Origin of the sequence: Ensifer meliloti (genome assembly GCF_030064585.1) — a bacterium.
In the GTDB taxonomy this organism is placed as follows: domain Bacteria; phylum Pseudomonadota; class Alphaproteobacteria; order Rhizobiales; family Rhizobiaceae; genus Sinorhizobium; species Sinorhizobium meliloti.
The window spans coordinates 45890-65529 of record NZ_CP120364.1; the positions used below are offsets into that span (position 1 = coordinate 45890).

Here is a 19640-nt window from a genome sequence, read left to right on the forward strand (position 1 = left end):
ACTCAAAAAAGATTCGACAGGCACGATCGGCTGATATATCGCAGCTTAATCGTTTAATCATCCGAGCGGCGGAAGATAAGGCCTTGGCACGTTCCGGACCCAAACTGACGAGGATAGCCACGACACTTGGCGTCTCCGCGGCGACGGTCTCCAACGCGCTCTCCGGCAAAGGGCGCGTTTCCGCCGAGCTTGCCGAGAAAATCCGCTCGGTTGCGGCCGAGATCGGATATGTTCCGAGCCAGGCGGGAAGGGCGCTCAGGACCGGCAAGAGCGCCGTCATCGGGCTGGTTCTGCCTGACATCAGCAATCCGCTCTTTCCCCAGATCGCACAGGCGATCGAGTTTGCGGCATCTTCTGCCGGTTACGGCGTGCTGATCGCCGACTCCCGCGGCGACGTCGCCGTCCAGACGAGGGCGATCGAACGCCTCATCGAGCGGGGCGTCGACGGCATGGTCATCGTGCCGCGGCGGGGAACCCGCATTGCCGATGTCGGTTGCCCGGTCGCGGTGGTGGACACGCCCTCGACACCCGGCAACACGGTGGCGGCGGACCATTGGGACGGCGGAAGGCAGATCGCCGAGCATCTCGTCGGACTCGGTCACAGGCGCTTGCTGATCCTGGGCAACAATCCCGCCTCCAACGTGCAGAACGACCGGATCGGCGGGCTTCGCTCGGCCATGCGCGAAGGCGCGCAGGCGGAGACGCTGTGGATCGAACGGCTGGAGCAGGTACACGGCAAGGGCTGCTCGCTCGGGCTCGCCGGGAAGGTGGCGGAAGGCGTGACGGCCTTTGCGGCCGTCTCCGACCTGCAGGCGCTGCGCGCGCTCACGGAACTGCAACGGGCCGGCATCCATGTCCCGGAACAGGCGAGCGTCACCGGGTTCGACGACCTGATCTGGTCACCGGTGGTGACGCCGGCGCTGACCACGATTCGGATGGATATGGCGCGCATCGCGACGCTCGCGGTCGAGGCGCTGGTGCAGGCGATCGGCGCCGGCGAAGCCGAATTTCCATCCCACGGCACGCCCGTTGCCGCCACCATTTCGAAAGTGCCCATGCAACTCGTCGTCCGCCAGTCCACGGCGACGCCACCATCCAACGTGCAGCCAGCCCCCAACGTAAAGCCACCCAGCGAAGGAGAACCGCAGTCATGAAGAAAATCCTCAGCGCCTCGACCGCGCTCCTCTTGATCGGCGCCCATGGCGCATCCGCTCAGGAGAAGACCCTGACCATCTCCGTCTACGGCTTCGCCCAGGACGCGTTCAAGGAGCTGGTCTATGATCCCTTCGAAGCCAAGTGCGGCTGCAAGCTCGTCGTCGAAACGGGCAACAGCGTCGAGCGCCTTGCCAAGATGGAGGCCAACAAGGCCAACCCGGTCGTGGACATGGCGGTCGTTTCCATGGCGGACGCGCTATCTGCTACACGCTCCGGCCTGATCGACAAGATCGATACCTCGAAGCTCAGCAATTTCGACAAACTCTACGACATCGCCAAGGACCCGAACGGCGACGGCATGAGCATCGGCTACACTTTCTATGCGACCTCGATCGTCTATCGTTCCGACAAGGTGGAAGTCACGTCCTGGGCCGATCTGCTCGGCGACAAGCTCGCCGGCCATGTGGCTCTCCCGAACGTCACGACCAACCAGGGTCCGCCGACGCTCTACATGATCGGTGAAGCGCTCGGCCAGAATACGCCGGACCTCAAGGCCGCGATCGCCGCAGTCGGCGAGAAGAAGGACGATATCGTCACCTTCTACGTCAAATCCTCGCAGCTCGTGCAGTTGATGCAGCAGGAAGAAATCTGGGCGGCGCCGATCGGCCGGTTCTCCTGGGAAGGCTTCACCAAGATGGATCTGCCGATCAAGTGGGCGACCCCAAAGGAGGGCCAGACCGGCGGCATGAACGTCATGGTTCTGGCCAAGGGCTCGAAGAACCAGGATCTCGCGCTTCAGTTCATGGACTTCTGGTTGTCGACGGAAATCCAGACGGCGCTCGCCGAAAAGCTGGTCGACAGCCCCGCCAACAAGGAAGTGAAGGTCTCGCCGGAGATCGCCGAGAACCTCACCTACGGCGAAGAAACGGTCAAGAACCTGAAGCTCATCCCGTCGGCAGTGGCACTCGACAATCGGGAAGCGTGGCTTTCCGAGTGGAACGCCAAGGTCGGCCAGTAAGAGCCTGGCTCTTGCCTTGCGCGACGCCAGATCCTGCCGGCGTCGCACCACGTATCCAACGGCGGCACTGCCGCGGAAAGGCTTAGAGATGTTCCACAACCGGGCCGAGGCGCTGGCGCTTGCCTTGCCGGCGGCCGTTTTCGCCGCCGTCGTCTTTCTGGCGCCGGTTGTCATCCTGCTCGCCGAAGGCTTCCGCAACGCCGATGGCTGGTCGGTATCCGCCTATAGCGGGTTCCTATCCGATCCGCTCAACCGGACGGTGTTCCTGCGCACGCTGCGGCTCGGCGCGGCGGTAACCGTGGTCGCTGCCGTCATCGGCTATGCCGCCGCCTTCGCCATCGTCAACCTGCCGCCGAAAGGCAAGGGCCGGATGATCGGCCTCGTGGTGCTGCCGCTGATGATATCGCCGGTTGCGCGCACCTATGCGTGGATCGTCATTCTGGGGAGGACCGGGATCGTCAACCAGGCATTGACGAGCGTCGGCCTGACGGACGAGCCGGTGCGCTTCCTGTTCACGGAGACGGCGGTCTTCGTCGGGCTCCTGCAGCTCTTTCTGCCGCTGATGATCCTGGCTCTGATCAGTGCGCTCGAAAACATGCCGAAAGACGCGATCCCCGCCGCGCGGGTACTCGGCGCCAATTGGTTTCAGGTCTTCTGGAAGGTCATTTTGCCGCTCACCAGGGAAGGTCTTGTGATCGGCGGAACGCTCGTCTTCACCGGCTCCCTGACAGCCTATATCACCCCGGCGATCCTCGGGGGCTCCAAGGTTCTGATGCTGGAAACGCTTCTTTATCAGCGTGTGACCGTCGCCAATGATTTCGTCTCCGCAAGCGTCATCGCCTTCATTCTGATCGTCATGAGCTTCGCGGCCAATCTTCTCTTGAAGCGGCTCGCCACCGCGAGGAGCAAGCGATGAATTCCCGTCTTTTCCCGGTAACGGTGCTCGTACTCGTCACCGCGTTTCTGATCGGCCCCTTCTTCATCATCGTCGCGGCATCTCTGTCGGGGGGCGAAACGCTTGCCTTTCCGCCGCAAGGCCTTTCGCTGAAATGGGTCGCAAAGGTCTTCGAGGTCGAGAGCTTCCGCGAGAGCTTCACCATGTCGATGCTGCTTGCCATCGGCGGGACGGCTGCCGCCCTTGCCCTCGGCATCCCGGCATCCTACGCGCTTTCGCGTTACCGGCTGCCCTTCGGCGAAACGGTCCGCACCGTCGTCTCCCTGCCGATCATCGTGCCCGGCATCATCGTCGGCCTGGCGCTGCTGCGACATCTCGTCGTTCCCTTCGGGTTCAATATCACGCTGGCGCTCTTCCTTGCACACACGGCGCTCGTGTTGCCCTATGCGGTGCGCGTCGTCTCGGCGAGCCTCAACAATCTGCGCTCCGATATCGAGGAGGCCGCGGTGCTGCTCGGCTCGTCACGCTCCGGCGCCTTTTTCCGGGTGGTCATGCCGAACATCCGCAGCGGCATTCTCGCCGCCTTCATTCTCGGCTTCGTCACCAGCTTCAATCAGGTGCCGGTTTCGTTGTTCCTGTCCGGCCCGGGCGTGCGCACGCTCCCGATCGACATGCTCTCCTACATGGAGATCACCTATGACCCGTCGGTCGCGGCCCTGTCGGCGCTGCTCGCCTTCATGTCCATCGGCATCGTCTTCCTCGCCGAGCGTTTCCTAGGATTTTCCCGCTATGTCTGATCCCGCCTTCCTCAGCCTCGAAAAACTGACGCTCGCCTATGGCGACACCGTCGCCGTGAAGGATCTCGACCTGTCGATCCGAAAAGGCGAATTGGTCGCATTTCTCGGGCCTTCGGGCTGCGGCAAGACCACGACGATGCGCTCCATCGCCGGCCTGCTGAAGCCGCAATCGGGCCGTATCAGCCTCGACGGCGCCGACATTACCCGCGTTGCCGCGAACAGGCGTTCCGTCGGTCTTGTCTTCCAGTCCTATGCGCTATTCCCGCATCTCAGCGTCTTCGAGAATGTCGCCTTCGGTCTGCGGCTGAAGGGCCTCTCCGGAGCGGAGCTCGAATCCCGCGTCGGGACCGGCCTGAAATCCGTCGGACTGACGAGCTTTGCCGACCGGAAGCCGGCCGAGCTTTCCGGCGGTCAGCAGCAGCGCGTAGCACTTGCCCGCTCGATGGTGATGGAGCCGAAGGTGCTTCTTCTCGACGAGCCGCTTTCCAACCTCGACGCGCGTCTGAGACTCGAGATGCGCACGGAACTGCAGCGGGTCCAGAGGGAAACCGGCGTCACCATGATCTTCGTCACCCATGATCAGGGCGAGGCGCTGTCGCTGGCCGACCGCATCGTGGTGATGCTGAACGGCGCGATCGAGCAGATCGGCACGCCGGAAGAGATCTATAACCGACCGGCCTCCGCCTTCGTGGCCGATTTCGTCGGCTTCGAGAACATCTTTGCCGTCGAGAACGGCAAATTGCGCGCCGGAAACGGCCCGATCGAGCTTCCCGGGCCTTTGCCGCACGATGCGGCGGGGCTTGCCTGGCGTCCGCGCATGGTGACCCTGGGGTCAGGTCCTTTCCAGGGCACCGTGCGCGGGGCCTCTTTTTCCGGCAGCACGCGGGAATACCTGCTCGATACGCCGCTCGGTGCGCTGAAGGCCGAAGTGGATGCGGCCGTGCCCGCGCATGCCGCAGGCACCACGCTCGCCTTCGATCTGCCGGTCGACAAGGCCGCGAAGCTGGAAAGGTTCAATTGATCCGCAATGGGCATCTGGATCGACACCGATATGGGCTTCGACGACATCGCCGCGATGCTCGTCGTCCTTCACGCCGGTGAGGCCGTCGACGGCGTCTCGCTGGTCTTCGGCAATGTGCCGCTCGAACAGGTGAGGCGCAACGCCGCGGCAGCAGCGCACGCCTTCGGCTGGACCTTTCCGATCCATCGGGGACGGGCGCTCCCCGTGCTCGGAAAGCTCGAGACGGCGGAGCGTATCCTCGGACAGACCGGCATGCCGACGTCGGGGCTGAGCCTCCCCGATGCACCCGCCCTGCCGGATAGCGATGTGTTCCCTGCGCTCTGCCGCTGGCTGGAGGACGGCGAAGGTCCGCACCGTATCATGGCGCTCGGGCCGCTAACCAATATCGCTGCCCTTGCGCTGGCACGCCCCGATCTTGCCGCGCGGATCGACGAGCTCACCTGGATGGGCGGCGGTGTTTCCAGCGGCAATCATACGGCGTCCGCCGAGTTCAACGCCTTTGCCGATCCGGAGGCGCTTGCCATCGTGCTTGCCCACGGCGTGCCGTTCAGGATGGTCGATCTCGACCTCTGCCGGAAGGTCATCGCTTATCCGGACGATGTGGAGGCAATACGCACCGCAGGTGGCGCAAAGGCCGCGCTGCTTGCCGATCTTCTCGCCGGCTACGTCGCGATCGGCACGAGCCGTGGACGGACCGGCATGGCGATCTACGATCCCTGCGCAGCCGTTGCGCTGGTCGATGGAGACGCTGTGTCGTTTCGCCCGGCGCGCATCGATGTCGAGCTTGCCGGAGCCTTGACGCGCGGCCGGACGGTGGTCGAGACCCGGGGGAGCCACGCGACATTCAACGCCCAATATGCGGTGGACGTCGACGCGGAACGTGCCCGCTGGCACCTGCTCGGTGCGCTCGCCAAGGAAGCCGCCAGATGACGGTACTGCAGCAACCCTCCGACCTCGACGACGCCTGCTTGCGGGCGCGCGCAGTTGCCGCCGCACGCGGTGATGCGCGCTTCGATGTGCTCGTGGCCGGCGGCAGGGTCGTGGATGTCGTGACAGGCGAATGCCGCGCGGCGGATGTCGGGATCGTCGGTGCCCTGATCGCGAGCGTCCATGCACCCGGGTCGCGCAGCGACGCGGACACGCTCATCGATGCGGCGGGAGCCTACCTTTCGCCCGGCCTTATCGACACGCATATGCATGTCGAAAGCTCGATGGTGACCCCCGCGGTCTACGCTGCCGCCGTGGTGCCGCGCGGCGTGACGACGGTCGTCTGGGACCCGCACGAATTCGGCAATGTGAGTGGACTTGCCGGCGTGCGCTGGGCCGTCGATGCAATGGGCGGTCTACCCTTGCGCGCCGTGGTGCTGGCGCCGTCCTGCGTGCCCTCCGCTCCCGGCCTGGAGCTCGCCGGCGCGGATTTCGACGCCGAAGCCGTTGCGGAAATGCTGTCCTGGCCGGAGATCGGCGGGATCGCCGAGGTCATGAACATGCGCGGCGTCATCGACGGCGATCCGCGCATGACTGCGATCGTCGAGGCGGGACTGAAGGCGGGCAAACCGGTCAACGGGCATGCGCGCGGCCTGGAGGGAGCCGATCTGCAGGCCTTCGTAACGGCCGGCGTCAGCTCCGATCACGAGCTCGTTTCGGGTGACGACCTCATCGCCAAACTTCGCGCCGGCCTGACCATCGAGCTGCGCGGCTCGCACGATCATCTTCTTCCCGAGTTCGTGACAGCGCTCGGTACTCTGGGCCATCTGCCGCAGACGGTCACGCTGTGTACCGACGACGTTTTCCCGGACGATCTTCACCGCGACGGCGGCCTCGACGACGTGGTCCGCCGCCTCGTACGCTACGGGCTCAAGGCCGAGTGGGCGCTGCAGGCGGCAACCCTGAACGCCGCCCGGCGGCTCGGAAGGGCCGATCTCGGCCTGATCGCACCGGGTCGCCGTGCCGACATCGTCCTCTTCGAGGACATTCGCGATTTCCGAGCGCTCCATGTGCTGGCGAACGGCAGGCTGGTGGCGAGCGGCGGCGGGATGCTTCAGGCGCCCGTCGCGGCCGATGTCTCGCCCCTGCGCCACACGATGAAGATCGAACCGCTGACAGAGGACGACTTTCGCATCGCTGCCACGGGCAGCACGGCCCGCGTCGTGACGATCGACCGGCCGCGCTTCACCCGATGGGGCGAGGCGGGAGCCGAGGTTTCGGACGGATATCTGGTGCCGCCTGATGGCACGACGCTGATTGCCGTCGCCCATCGGCATGGCCGCGCCGACAGCCGACCGCGGGTCGGTTTGCTTGAAGGCTGGGGCGAGTGGCGCGGCGCCTTTGCGACAACCGTTTCGCATGACAGCCACAATCTGACGGTCTTCGGCAGCAGCCCGCGCGACATGACGGTTGCGGCCAATGCGGTGATCGAAGCCGGCGGCGGAATGGCGGTCGTTGCCGAAGGCAAGGTCGAGGCGCTGCTGCCTCTGCCGCTATGCGGGCTTGTCTCCGATGCGCCGCTTGCCGAGGTCGCAGCGGGTTTCGCGGCCACTCGCGAGGCTGCTGGCAGAATCGTAGAGTGGCAGCCTCCCTATCTCGTGTTCAAGGCCTGCTTCGGGGCGACGCTCGCCTGTAATGCCGGGCCGCACCAGACGGATCGCGGCATTGCCGACGTAGCGACCGGCAAGCTGCTGGGAAGCCCGGTCCTGGAGACCTTCTGACGCTCTTCAGGCCTTGAGTTCCTGCTCCACCAGCGCGGTCCAGAAGGCAGCCCCGGGGCCGATCGCCGCGTCGTTGAAGTCGTAGGCGCTGTTATGGTGCAGCGCGCCGTCGACGGCGGGACCATTCCCGAGCCAGACATAGCAGCCGGGCGCCTCCAGCGCGAAGAAGGCAAAGTCGTCGCCGGCGGTCGAGGGCGGGAAGTTGGTCAGCGTCTTCTCACCGAAGACGGACCTGGCGGCCGAAAGGGCGCGTGCCGTCGCGTCGGGATCGTTGACGACCGGGGGAATACGCCGCTCGAAGCGATAATCGGCCTCGATGCCGTACATCGCCGCGGTCCCCAGCGCCAACCGGCCGATCTCTTCTTCCAACTGGTCGCGCACATGCGGCGTATAGGCGCGCGCCGTGCCGCCGATCTCGACCGTGTCCGGAATGACGTTCAGCGCCTTGGGGTCGCCTGCTTGCAGCGCGCAGGCGCTGACGACCGCCGGCTGCAGCGGGTCGACGACCCGGCCGACGACGGTTTGCAGAGAAGCGAGGAATGTCCCCGCTGCCGTGATCGGATCGCGGCCGAGATGCGGCTTGGCGCCGTGCGTCCCGACTCCGCGGAAGGTGAGGCGCCAGCTGTCCGAGGAGGCAAGCTGCGGCCCCGCCACGACGGCCATCTCGTCCACTGCAAGCCCCGGCATGTTGTGCAGTCCATAGACCGCGTCGCAAGGGAAAAGATCGAAAAGCCCGTCCTCCACCATGCGCCTGGCGCCGCCGCGGCCTTCCTCAGCGGGCTGGAAGATGAAATGGACCGTTCCTGAGAAGTTGCGCGTCGCCGCAAGGTGGCGCGCCGCGCCGAGCAGCATCGTCGTATGGCCGTCATGGCCGCAGGCATGCATCTTCCCCGCTACCGTGGATTTGTAGGGCCGGTCGGCGAGTTCCGGCATGGCGAGCGCATCCATGTCGGCGCGGAGGCCGATCGCGCGCGTGCCGTTGCCGACCTGCAGCGTGCCAACGACGCCTGTCTTGCCGAGGCCGCGGTGGATCCTGAGGCCTGCTTCTTCGAGGATTCTCGCCACAAGATCGCTCGTCCGCTCTTCCTCGAAACCGAGTTCGGGATGAGCGTGCAGGTCGCGGCGAAAGGCCGTGAGAAAGGTCAGATCGTCGGCAATCCCGGGGGGCACGCGCATCGGCAGGCATTCCTTGAGCAGTCTGGAAAGAGCCTGAATTCCCCAGCTTTGGTTGCTGGGACGTGCCCTTTCGGTTTGATCGAAGCGGCAATGGGTATAGACGAAAAACTTAGGGATCAGAACCTTTTACTAAGTCGAATGGACGCCAGGCATGACTGAAACGAAACCGATGGAGCCGCACGATTACTGGCAGGAGGTCTTTCCACCCGGCAGCTTTGTCGGAGACGGCGGCTTCCGCACCTTTTTTCCAGCCACTCTCGCGGACGGACGCCAAATCCTCCTGCCGATCCGGCCGCTTCCGGACGGCAGACATGCGCTCGCCTCGCTGATCATCAATCAGGCGAGCTTCGAGGTGGAGGACGCGCTCGCTGAGGAACTGGCCGCCCGACTGGCGCCCTTCCGACCGGAAATCGTCGCGGGTCTTCCGACACTCGGCCTGACGCTCGCCGCAGCCCTTGCCCGCAAGCTCGGCCACAAGCGCTATGTGCCGCTCGGAACCTCGCGAAAATTCTGGTACGTCGACGATCTCTCCGTTCCCCTGTCGTCCATCACGACGCCCGGTCAGAAAAAGCGGCTCTATGTCGATCCCCGCATGCTGCCGCTGTTGCGGGGCCGGCGAGTCGTGCTGATCGACGATGTGATATCGAGCGGAGCCTCGATCCTTGCCGGCCTGTCGCTGATGGCGGCCTGCGGCATCGAGCCGGTCGCGATCGGTGCCGCCATGTTGCAGTCGGAACGGTGGCGCCAGCCGCTCGCCGAACTCTCTCCGCAATGGCCGGATCGGACTGTAGGAGTCTTCGCGACGCCGATGCTCGTCCGGGCCGACGACGGTGCCTGGACCGCGTCCGATTCTCGGATCTAGCATCGCCGGCGCCCGAAGGAATGCCCCCGGAATTCGCTGGAAAACTTGAAAGTCTTTCGCGCTCGGCGTCGAAATCGGTGGCTAGCGGTCATGCGCGCGAAAACGCACAATCGGGTGCTTGCGATGGCGACCCATCCGGCGAGGCCGCACGGCCTGGATCATACACCCTGAAGGTATCGGGGCGCGCGATCAAATTGCAATGGCCGGGCTCTTGGAGGAGCAACACACCCGGTCTCTGTCGTTCGGCTGCGTCGAGATGACGTCTGCCAAGGGAGGAAAAATGTTTGAACGACTCTTCAAGCTTAAGGAGCACGGCACGACCGTCCGCACGGAAGTGATTGCCGGCGTCACGACGTTCCTTACGATGTCCTACATCATCTTCGTCAACCCCGACATCCTGTCGACCACGGGCATGGACCGCAACGCGATTTTCGTCGCGACCTGTCTTGCGGCCGCTCTCGGCTCTGCCGTCATGGCGCTTGTCGCCAATTGGCCGATCGGCATGGCGCCGGGCATGGGCCTCAACGCATTCTTCGCCTTCACGGTCGTGGCCGCCCTCGGCTTCACCTGGCAGCAGGCGCTCGGCGCCGTCTTCATCTCCGGCATCATCTTCCTGCTCTTGACTGTCACGGGGGTCCGAAGCTGGCTGATTGCAGGCATACCGCATTCGCTTCGCAGCGCGATTGCGACCGGTATCGGCCTGTTCCTGGGCATCATCGCTCTGAAAAACGCCGGAATCGTCGTCGACAACCCGGCGACGCTGGTCGGCCTCGGCGATCTCAAGCAGACCGGACCGCTGCTCGCGATCCTCGGCTTCTTCGTCATCGCCGTTCTCGACGCGCTCAATGTCCGCGGATCCATCCTCATCGGCATCCTGGTGGTAACGGTTCTGTCGATGTTCCTCGGCGTATCGGAATTCCAGGGCATCGTCTCTGCGCCTCCGAGCATTGCGCCGACCTTCCTCCAGCTCGACATCATGGGCGCCCTGCATGGCGGTCTCGTCCACGTCATTCTCGTCTTCGTGCTGGTCGAGGTCTTCGACGCGACCGGCACGCTGATCGGTGTCGCCAAGCGCGCGAAACTGGTGGAAGAGGGCAAGGCCAGCCGTCTGGGGCGTGCATTGCTTGCCGACAGCTCGGCCATCGTCGCCGGCTCGCTGATGGGCACCAGCAGCACGACCGCCTATGTCGAAAGCGCCTCGGGCGTGCAGGCGGGCGGGCGCACCGGTCTAACGGCGCTGACGATCTCGGTGCTGTTCCTCGCCGCGCTCTTCATCTCGCCGCTTGCCGCCGCTGTCCCGTCCTATGCGACCGCGCCGGCACTGCTTTACGTTGCCGGTCTGATGATGCGCGAGCTCACCGAGATCGAATGGGACGACCTGACGGAGGCGGCACCCGCGGCGCTAACCGCTATCGCCATGCCCTTCACCTATTCGATCGCCAACGGTCTCGCCTTCGGCTTCGTAAGCTACGTGGTCCTGAAGGTCTGCACCGGCAAGTGGAACGTCATCCACCCGGCGACCCAGCTCGTCGCGGCACTGTTCATCGTCCGCTTCGCATTCTTCGCCGAGTGACCGAACAGGGTTGGGCGTGCGAATACCCCTCATCCGCCTGCCGGCACCTTCTCCCCATTGGATGGGGAGAAGGGAGAAGCGGCGGCGGCCTCGAGTCTCCTTCGCCCCGCCTGCGGGGAGAAGGTGGCCGGCAGGCCGGATGAGGGGCGGAGCCGTGCGGCCCTCCCTTTCCCTATTTGCCAGCGCATCGGTCCGAAAACCGGAAGCTACTTTCGGAAAGCAGGACGCGTAAATCAAAGAGTTAGACCGTCTTTTCGGCAGTCGTTCGGCGCCAAGAGATCTACCCGCGGCTCGCCTCAGCGACCCGGCCGTAAATGCGCAGCCGGCTGACGCCGCCATCCGGGTAGATGTTCAGGCGCACATGCGTGACCGGATCGGCATGTCTGAACATATCGGACCCATACTCATGGACGCTGTCGGCGGAAAGCTTCCGGTGCGGCAGAAGCTCGTTCCAGAACATCGCGGAGGAGGCGACGAGCATGTCGCACTCGGCGGCCACGCACCCGAGATCAGCCGCCTGTAGCGAGCAGCCATCCGGATAGTTGCCTTTGAAATGCGCGGTATCGACGAGGATCCGATCGACGTGCCCGCGTGCGGCAAGCTTGACGATGATCCAGTCGTAGCCCGGTTCGCGCCGCCGGCGCGTTTCCCAGCCGTCGCCCATATTCGCGCCCCGGCCTGGCGCAATGAGGCGCTCGTGGCCGTAATGGCCGTTGGAAAAGGCGACGATCCGACCGCCGAGCAGGCAGGACGCAAGATCGATTGTCTCGTTCGCCACAGCCTTGAGATCGAGTGCGGGATTGCCGTAGACCCGCAGCCGGGCGATACCTCCATCCGGATAGATGCGCAGCCGGATATGGCTGTAGACCGAGTCGGAGTGCGCGGCGAAGAAGTGATGTGCATTCGGTCCGAGGCCGGTGACCGGCAGCAGTTGGACCCACTCGGTCGCCTCGTCCGGATCTTCCGCCGAATGACAGGCTTCTATCGAGCAGGCGCTCGGATAATTACCGGTGAAGTGCGACGTGTCGACGTCGAAGCCGGCAATCCGCCCTTTCGCGGCGAGCGCGATGACCGCGTAGTCGTGGCCGGCACCGCGGCGGCGGCGGGTTTCCCAGCCGTCCATCCATTTGCCGTGATCGTCGTAAAGGCCGGGGTGGAACGCGGCCGGTTCGTCCTTGAGCAGGCGCTCCAGCGGGCCGAAGAATTCGTCCGTCGCAAAGAGCGCCCGGGCGCCAAGGCCTGCGGAAGCGAGGTTGATGGTCCCGCCCGCAAAGCCGGGGAGGATTTCGCCGGCACGCGTCATGGCGCCGCCTCAGTCCGGTAGCGTGTCGCGCAGCCGCAGGAGCGCGATCCGCTCCACCTGCCGGCACGCGGTGACGAATTCGGTCTCCCGATCGTTGCCGATACGGTTCTCGAAGGCGGCAAGGATCTCGTCCTTGCTGCGCCCCTTGACGGCCATGATGAAGGGAAAGCCGAACTTCTCGACATAGGCATCGTTGAGGTCCGTGAAACGCTCGCGCTCCTGATCCGTCAGCGCGTCGAGACCCGCCGAAGCCTGCTCCGAAGTTGAGCTTTCGGTCAGGCGCTTCGCCTGGGCGAGCTTGCCGGCAAGATCGGGGTGGGCGGTGAGGACGGCAAGCCGTTCCTCTTCGCTTGCCTCGCGAAAGACCGCGCAGAGCGCCGCGTGCAGTCCCGTCGCCGTATCGTTGGCCGGGCCGAGTTCGCCTGCAAAGGCGCGTCTGGCGATCCAGTCCGAGTGCTCGAATACTCCTCCGAAGCGATCGATGAAGGCATCCTTCGAAAGCCGCGACGGGCGGTCTTCGTTCGGCTGGAACGGATAGGTCTCTGCCCAGTAACGGGCAATGTCGATGCGGCGGGCGAGCCAGACCTTCTCGTGGCTCTGCACATAGTCGAGGAAGCGCGCCAGTGCGGCGGCGCGGCCGGGCCGGCCAACGAGACGGCAGTGAAGGCCGATGCTCATCATCTTCGGCGCGCCCGCAGTTCCCTCGGCATAGAGAACGTCGAAACTGTCCTTCAGATAGCTGAAGAACTGGTCGCCGCTGTTGAAGCCCTGTGGCGTTGCGAAGCGCATGTCGTTGGCGTCGAGGGTGTAAGGGATGACGAGCTGGTGCCGGCGGGCATGTTCATGCCAATAGGGCAGGTCGTCCGCATAGGCGTCGGAGACGTAATCGAAGCCGCCGGCCTCGGTCACGAGGTCGAGCGTGTTCACGGAGCAGCGGCCGGTGTACCAGCCGGTCGGCCGTTCGCCGGTTACGATCGTGTGAAGACGGATCGCCTCGGCGATCTCGGCGCGCTCGCGCTCGGCGTCGAAATCCTTGTGCTCGATCCATTTGAGGCCGTGGGAGGCGATCTCCCAGCCGGCGTCCTGCATCGCGGCCACCTGGGCGGGCGATCGCTTGAGGGCTGTGGCGACGCCGTAGACGGTGGCCGGTATTTGCCGGTCGGTGAACAACCGGTGCAGCCGCCAGAATCCGGCGCGCGCCCCGTATTCGTAGATTGATTCCATGTTCCAGTGGCGCTGGGCGGGCCAGGCCTGAGCGCCGACGATTTCCGAGAGGAAGGCCTCCGACGCCGCGTCACCGTGAAGCACGCAGTTCTCTCCGCCCTCCTCGTAATTGATCACGAATTGCACGGCGATCCGGGCGCCATCGGGCCAGGCGACACGCGGGTTCGGACCATGGCCCAGGAGATCGCGGGGATACCTCATAGCAGCAGCTCCTCCAGAGATTGTCTCGTGGCCCAATTCGTAGCGAGAATTCCGCCCCGCCATTCCCCCCGAAAAATTTGAAAGTCTCGAAGGTTGAGCCCGCTACACAAGGGCGCCCGCGCTTCGGATACTCTATCCTCGATGCTGACTTTCGGAGGAGCGACAGAATGCAAGTTCAAGACGGAACGCCCGGGCGTCTGACGACCCACGTGCTGGACACGGCGAGCGGGAAACCGGCAGGCAATCTGCGCATCGATCTCTACCGGATTGAAGGTGAACGGACGGAGCTTCTCTCGTCGACCCGCACCAACGATGACGGGCGCTGCGATGCGCCGCTTCTCAACGGCTCCACGATGGAAACCGGCACCTACGAACTGCGCTTTCACGCCGGCGAATATCTCGGCACTGCGGCCGAGCGCGGCGCGAACCCGTTTCTCGACGTGATTCCGATCCGCTTCGGGATCGCCGACCGGGCCGCGCATTATCACGTGCCGCTCCTGCTTTCGCCCTACGGCTATTCCACCTATCGCGGGAGCTGACGGCAATGACGACCGAAATCCGCAATACGATCCGTTTCCTTTTGAATGACCGGTCCGTCGAGCTTGCCGATGTCTCGCCGGTGCAGACGCTGCTGGACTTTCTACGCATCGGCCGGAGTCTGCGCGGCACGAAGGAAGGCTGCGCGGAAGGCGACTGCGGCGCCTGCACCGTGCTTGTCGGCCGGCTTCTCGACGGCAAGCTCAAATACGAATCGGTCAACGCCTGCATCCGCTTCGTGGCATCGCTTGACGGCTGCCATGTGGTGACGGTCGAAGCGCTTGCGCAGCCGAACGGGCCGCTGCATCCCGTGCAGCAGGCGATGGTCGACACGCACGCCTCGCAATGCGGCTTCTGCACACCCGGTTTCGTGATGTCGCTCTACGGCCTCTGGATGACGAATGCGAAGCCGAGCGTTCAGGAAATCGAGAAGGCGCTGCAGGGCAATCTCTGTCGCTGCACCGGTTATGCGGCGATCATTCGGGCGGCGGAAGCGATTGCATCGGTCGGCGAGCTCGGCAAGGACCCGCTGATTGTGGAACGCGAGGAGATCACGCGGCAGCTGGAGGCGCTTCGGGACGGCCGCCGCGTCGAGATCGGCGGCGAAGACCAGCGCGTCGTGCTTCCGGCCTCGCTGGACGATTTCGCTGCGGTTCTCGAGGCGAACCCCGAGGCGACGATCGTCGCCGGTTCGACCGATGTCGGGCTCTGGGTCACGAAATTCATGCGCGACATCGCGCCGGTCGTCCATCTCTCGCATCTGGAAGAACTGCGGCGGATTTCCATCGCGCCGGACGGTATCACCCTTGCCGCCGGCGTAAGCTACACGGAGGCCTATCCGGTCATCGTCCGGCACTTCCCGCAATTGCGCGAGCTCTGGGACCGCATCGGCGGCGAGCAGGTGCGCAACATGGGCACGGTCGGGGGCAATATCGCCAACGGTTCGCCGATCGGCGACACGCCGCCGGCGCTGATCGCACTTGGCGCTTCGGTGACCCTGCGCAAGGGAACAAGCCGCCGCACGCTGCCTCTGGAAGCCTTCTTCATCGAATACGGCAAACAGGATCGCGAGCCCGGCGAATTCGTCGAGACTGTCCGGATTCCCTTCCTGGACGAGACCGAGCGCTTCGCGGTCTACAAGATCACGAAACGCTTCGATGAAGATATTTCCGCAGTCTGCGGCGCGTTCCGCGTGAAGTTCGACGGTGACGGCAAGGTTGCCGACGTCGCTATCGCTTTTGGCGGCATGGCGGGCACGCCGAAGCGCGCGTCGAATGTGGAGGCCGCTCTCAAGGGCGCGCAATGGAACGACGCTGCCATCGAGGCTGGCGTGGCGGCCTTTGAGCGGGATTTCACGCCGCTCACCGACTGGCGCGCCTCTTCTGAATATCGGATGCTCGTTGCCAGGAATCTCCTGCGGCGCTTCCATCTGGAAACGCAGGAAACGCGCAATATCCGGATCGACCGCACGGTCGCGGTGGCTCTGTAGAGAGGGTGGACCCATGAATGTGATGCAGCCCGTCGATCGCGTCCGCGGCGCCGTCCACGACAAGGAACGCCACGAATCCGGTCACAAGCATGTTTCCGGAACCGCCGAGTATATAGACGATATTCCCGAGCCCGCCGGTACGCTTCACGGCTATCTGGGGCTGTCGCAGCGCGCGCATGCCGAAATCCTGTCGGTGGATTTCGAGGCGGTGCGCAACAGTCCGGGTGTCGTGGGAGTGCTCACGGCGGAGGACATACCCGGCGAAAACGATATCAGCCCGGCGCACAAGCACGACGATCCGGTCTTCGCGGCCGGCAAGGTCGAGTTCCACGGCCAGCCGATCTTCGCGGTCATCGCCACCTCGCGCGAGGCCGCCCGGCGCGCGGCCGCCAAGGTAAAGATCGATTATCGCGATCTGCCGCATGTGACGGATGTTCTCGAAGCGGCGGCTGCGAACTATCCGCTGGTGATCGATCCCCTGAAGCTCGAGCGTGGCGACATCGATGCCGGCTTTGCCAAGGCGAAAAACACCGTTTCGGGCGAGATGCGCATCGGGGGCCAGGATCACTTCTATCTCGAAGGCCAGATCTCCTTCGCCATTCCCGGCGAAGATGATGAAGTCACCGTCTTCTCCTCGACCCAGCATCCGAGCGAGACCCAGCTCATGGTCGCCCATGTGCTGGGCGTGCCGTCGAATGCCGTGACCGTCAACGTCCGGCGCATGGGCGGCGGATTCGGCGGCAAGGAGACGCAGGCAAATCTTTTCGCCGCGGTTGCGGCAGTGGCGGCGAGGAAATACCGCCGCGCGATCAAGGTGCGCCCCGACCGCGACGACGACATGACGGCGACGGGCAAGCGCCACGACTTCCACGTCGACTACAAGGTCGGCTTCGACGACGATGGCCGCATCGAGGCGGTGGATGCCGTCTTCGCCGCCCGCTGCGGCTTCTCGGCCGACCTTTCCGGACCGGTGACCGACCGCGCGCTCTTCCACGCCGACAACTGCTATTTCTACCCGAATGTTCGGCTGCGCTCGCGCCCGCTGAAGACCAACACGGTCTCGAACACCGCGTTCCGGGGGTTCGGCGGACCGCAGGGCATGGTCGGCGGCGAGCGGATGATCGAAGACGTCGCCTATGCGCTCGGCAAGGACCCGCTGGAAATCCGCAAGCTCAATTTCTACGGCGGCGAGGGGCGCAACCTGACGCCGTACCACCAGACGGTGGAAGACAACATCATCGGCCGGATCATCGAGGAGCTCGAGGCTTCGTCCGACTATGCCGCCCGGCGGCAGGCGGCCATCGCCTTCAACCGCGAGAGCCCCGTCATCAAGCGCGGCATCGCGCTGACGCCGGTGAAATTCGGCATCTCTTTCACCAAGACGGAATACAACCAGGCCGGCGCCCTGGTCCATGTCTATACGGACGGTTCGATCCAGCTGAACCACGGCGGCACGGAGATGGGGCAGGGGCTATACACCAAGGTGGCGCAGGTCGTGGCGGACGAGTTCCAGGTCGATCTCGACCATATAAAGGTGACGGCGACCTCGACCGGCAAGGTGCCGAACACCTCGGCGACGGCCGCTTCGTCCGGTTCGGACCTCAACGGCATGGCAGCCGCCAATGCCTGCCAGCAGATCAAGGAGCGGCTCGTGCGCTTCGCGGCCGAGCACTACGGCGTCGGCGAAGCTGATATCGCCTTCGAGCCCAACACGGTTCGGATCGGCGCCGAGCGCATCGCCTTTGCCGATCTTATCAAGGCGGCTTATGCCGCGCGCGTGCAGCTTTCGGCGGCCGGATTCTACAAGACCCCGAAGATCCACTGGAGCCGCGCCGAGGGGCGGGGGCGTCCGTTCTATTACTTCGCCTACGGCGCCTCGTGCTCCGAGGTCAGCGTCGACACGCTGACCGGCGAATACCAGGTCGAGCGGACCGATATCATCCACGATGTCGGCAAGTCGCTGAACCCGGCGCTCGACCTCGGTCAGGTCGAGGGTGCCTTCGTCCAGGGCATGGGCTGGCTGACGACGGAGGAACTCTGGTGGGATGCCAAGGGCCGGTTGCGGACGCATGCGCCCTCCACCTACAAGATCCCGCTCGCGTCCGATCGCCCGCGCGTCTTCAACGTGCGTCTGGCCGAATGGTCCATCAACAGGGAGGAGACGATCCGGCGCTCGAAGGCGGTCGGGGAACCTCCCTTCATGCTGGGGATTTCGGTTCTGGAGGCGATATCCATGGCGGCGGCGAGCGTCGCGGATTATCGTATTCCGCCGCGTATCGATGCCCCGGCAACGCCGGAGCGCGTGCTGATGGCGGTCGAGCGCCTGCGCGCCGCCCGGGCCGGCTAGGGACGATCGCGCGGCGAAGATAGTGGATGACTGAGATGGCGCGCAGAGAGGACATACGTGATTTCCTGAGCCGTGAAACGGCCTGCGTGCTTGTCGAGGTGGCGAGCGCGGCAGGCTCGACGCCGCGCGATGCGGATGCCTGGATGCTCGTCTCAAAAGATCGCACCTTCGCCACGATCGGTGGCGGACAGCTTGAATTCATGGCGATCGACCACGCGCGCAAGCTCGGTCAAGGGGCGAACGCGGATCTCCGATTGGCGATCCCCCTCGGCCCGGAGATCGGCCAATGCTGCGGCGGTCACGTCGCGCTTTCTTTCAAAAAGGTCGACGCGGACACGCGTGCGGCACTTATCGAACGCAGCGACGATGAGATCGCGCATCGGCCGCATGTCTATATCTTCGGCGCCGGCCACGTCGGCAACGCGCTCGCAATGGCGCTGTCGCACGTGCCGCTCAGGACCGTTCTCGTCGACACGCGCGAGCCCGAACTCTCGGCCGCCGACGTGCCGGGTATCGAGACCTGCCTGACCGCAATGCCCGAAGCCATCGTGCGCGACGCGCCGCCGGGCAGCGCCTTCGTCGTCCTCACCCACGATCACGCACTCGACTTCCTGATCGCGACTGAGGCGCTCGGGCGCGAAGACGCCAGTTACGTCGGCATGATAGGCTCGAAGACGAAACGCGCGACTTTCAAGAACTGGCTGTTGCGAGAGGTCAATCGTCCTGAGCTTTTCGAGAGGCTCGTCTGCCCGATCGGCGGTACGGCGGTGAAGGACAAGCGGCCGCCGGTGATCGCAGCGCTTGCCGCGGCCGAGATAATGACTGCGGCGCTCAACTGCCATCTGCAGCCTCGCGCGCCCACCCCGAAGAGCCGGAGATCGATCAAGGCATAGCCCGGTTGTCGCCCTTTCGCGGGCGGATCACGCAGTCTGTCACGTGTTCGACCTCGTTCAGTTCGGCGGCGTGGCGCTGACCCCACTCGCAAAGTGCCAGCAGGACGGGCTCGAGGCTGAGGCCGAGCGTCGTCGCGGAATATTCGACGCGCGGCGGTATCTCGCGGAAAATCTCCCTGAGTACGAGGCCATGCTCCTCCATTTCGCGGAGCTGCTGGATCAGCACTTTCTGGCTGACGGCGGGTATCAGCCTTCGCAACTCGGACAGCCGCTTCGGCCTATCGAACAGATGGTAGAGGATGATGGCTTTCCAGCGTCCGGAGATCACTTTGAGTGCGCGCTCGGAGGGCAGCACCGGCAATTTCTTTATGATCTCAGCCATGGTTACCCATCGGTCAGTATGGAACGAAAGAGTGTGTAGATGCGGTCTGAAGACTAGCC

17 protein-coding genes are annotated in these 19640 nt (G+C 64.6%); 13 read left to right on the forward strand and 4 right to left on the reverse strand.

Translation table 11 applies throughout. The features are described 5' to 3' along the window. Nucleotides 1–83: 83 nt before the first annotated feature. From PZL22_RS00190 to PZL22_RS00220, 7 genes are all read left to right on the forward strand, one after another. Nucleotides 84–1154 (forward strand): LacI family DNA-binding transcriptional regulator, encoded by a 1071-nt coding sequence (locus PZL22_RS00190; RefSeq protein WP_127615246.1) that lies wholly within the window; start codon nt 84–86, stop codon nt 1152–1154. Further along, nucleotides 1151–2173 carry an ABC transporter substrate-binding protein gene (locus PZL22_RS00195; protein ID WP_127516689.1) on the forward strand — a complete coding sequence of 341 codons (1023 nt, stop codon included), beginning with the start codon at nt 1151–1153 and terminating at the stop codon, nt 2171–2173. The genes PZL22_RS00190 and PZL22_RS00195 overlap by 4 nt, the downstream gene beginning before the upstream one ends. 88 nt (nt 2174–2261) lie before the next feature. Then, complete coding sequence (locus tag PZL22_RS00200; RefSeq protein ID WP_003534077.1) at nt 2262–3089, forward strand: ABC transporter permease; 828 nt, start codon at nt 2262–2264, stop codon at nt 3087–3089. Beyond that, the gene (locus PZL22_RS00205; protein ID WP_284718375.1) at nt 3086–3865 is read left to right on the forward strand and encodes an ABC transporter permease; all 780 of its coding nucleotides are present in this window, start codon (nt 3086–3088) and stop codon (nt 3863–3865) included. The genes PZL22_RS00200 and PZL22_RS00205 overlap by 4 nt, the downstream gene beginning before the upstream one ends. Beyond that, complete coding sequence (locus PZL22_RS00210) at nt 3858–4886, forward strand: ABC transporter ATP-binding protein (protein WP_284718376.1); 1029 nt, start codon at nt 3858–3860, stop codon at nt 4884–4886. Before PZL22_RS00205 ends, PZL22_RS00210 begins: the two co-directional genes overlap by 8 nt. A gap of 6 nt (nt 4887–4892) precedes the next feature. Beyond that, nucleotides 4893–5816 carry a nucleoside hydrolase gene (locus PZL22_RS00215; protein WP_127516683.1) on the forward strand — a complete coding sequence of 308 codons (924 nt, stop codon included), beginning with the start codon at nt 4893–4895 and terminating at the stop codon, nt 5814–5816. Further along, the gene (locus PZL22_RS00220; RefSeq protein WP_127516681.1) at nt 5813–7594 is read left to right on the forward strand and encodes an adenine deaminase; all 1782 of its coding nucleotides are present in this window, start codon (nt 5813–5815) and stop codon (nt 7592–7594) included. The genes PZL22_RS00215 and PZL22_RS00220 overlap by 4 nt, the downstream gene beginning before the upstream one ends. A gap of 6 nt (nt 7595–7600) precedes the next feature. Here the strand turns inward: PZL22_RS00220 and PZL22_RS00225 are convergent, their stop codons facing one another. Next, nucleotides 7601–8770, reverse strand: coding sequence for a M20 aminoacylase family protein (locus PZL22_RS00225; RefSeq protein ID WP_015008326.1), 1170 nt, complete (start codon nt 8768–8770; stop codon nt 7601–7603). 151 nt (nt 8771–8921) lie between these two features. Here PZL22_RS00225 and PZL22_RS00230 point away from each other — a divergent pair, with 151 nt between their 5' ends. Together PZL22_RS00230 and PZL22_RS00235 are read left to right on the forward strand one after the other, a co-directional pair. Further along, the gene (locus tag PZL22_RS00230) at nt 8922–9632 is read left to right on the forward strand and encodes a phosphoribosyltransferase (RefSeq protein WP_284718377.1); all 711 of its coding nucleotides are present in this window, start codon (nt 8922–8924) and stop codon (nt 9630–9632) included. A 280-nt stretch (nt 9633–9912) separates the two neighbouring features. Further along, entirely contained in the window at nt 9913–11205 is a 1293-nt protein-coding gene (locus tag PZL22_RS00235; protein WP_127516679.1) for an NCS2 family permease, read from the forward strand. A 280-nt stretch (nt 11206–11485) separates the two neighbouring features. Here the strand turns inward: PZL22_RS00235 and alc are convergent, their stop codons facing one another. Next, nucleotides 11486–12508 (reverse strand): allantoicase, encoded by a 1023-nt coding sequence (gene alc, locus PZL22_RS00240; protein WP_284718378.1) that lies wholly within the window; start codon nt 12506–12508, stop codon nt 11486–11488. Between the two features lie 9 nt (nt 12509–12517). Beyond that, nucleotides 12518–13933, reverse strand: coding sequence for an allantoinase PuuE (puuE, locus tag PZL22_RS00245; RefSeq protein WP_003534057.1), 1416 nt, complete (start codon nt 13931–13933; stop codon nt 12518–12520). A gap of 167 nt (nt 13934–14100) precedes the next feature. Here puuE and uraH point away from each other — a divergent pair, with 167 nt between their 5' ends. From uraH to xdhC, 4 genes are read left to right on the forward strand one after another with little or no spacing between them, the layout of a single operon-like run. Beyond that, a complete protein-coding gene (uraH, locus tag PZL22_RS00250) occupies nt 14101–14472 on the forward strand; it encodes a hydroxyisourate hydrolase (protein WP_003534056.1) in 372 nt (123 codons plus the stop codon). A gap of 5 nt (nt 14473–14477) precedes the next feature. Then, the gene (gene xdhA, locus PZL22_RS00255; RefSeq protein WP_003534054.1) at nt 14478–15959 is read left to right on the forward strand and encodes a xanthine dehydrogenase small subunit; all 1482 of its coding nucleotides are present in this window, start codon (nt 14478–14480) and stop codon (nt 15957–15959) included. Between the two features lie 13 nt (nt 15960–15972). Further along, nucleotides 15973–18306, forward strand: a complete 2334-nt coding sequence (gene xdhB / locus PZL22_RS00260) for a xanthine dehydrogenase molybdopterin binding subunit (RefSeq protein ID WP_003534052.1) — start codon at nt 15973–15975, stop codon at nt 18304–18306. 35 nt (nt 18307–18341) lie between these two features. After that, nucleotides 18342–19199 carry a xanthine dehydrogenase accessory protein XdhC gene (gene xdhC, locus PZL22_RS00265; protein WP_003534050.1) on the forward strand — a complete coding sequence of 286 codons (858 nt, stop codon included), beginning with the start codon at nt 18342–18344 and terminating at the stop codon, nt 19197–19199. Here xdhC and PZL22_RS00270 read toward each other — a convergent pair. Then, the gene (locus PZL22_RS00270) at nt 19189–19581 is read right to left on the reverse strand and encodes a winged helix-turn-helix transcriptional regulator (protein WP_003534049.1); all 393 of its coding nucleotides are present in this window, start codon (nt 19579–19581) and stop codon (nt 19189–19191) included. The genes xdhC and PZL22_RS00270 overlap by 11 nt on opposite strands. Nucleotides 19582–19640 lie beyond the last annotated feature (59 nt).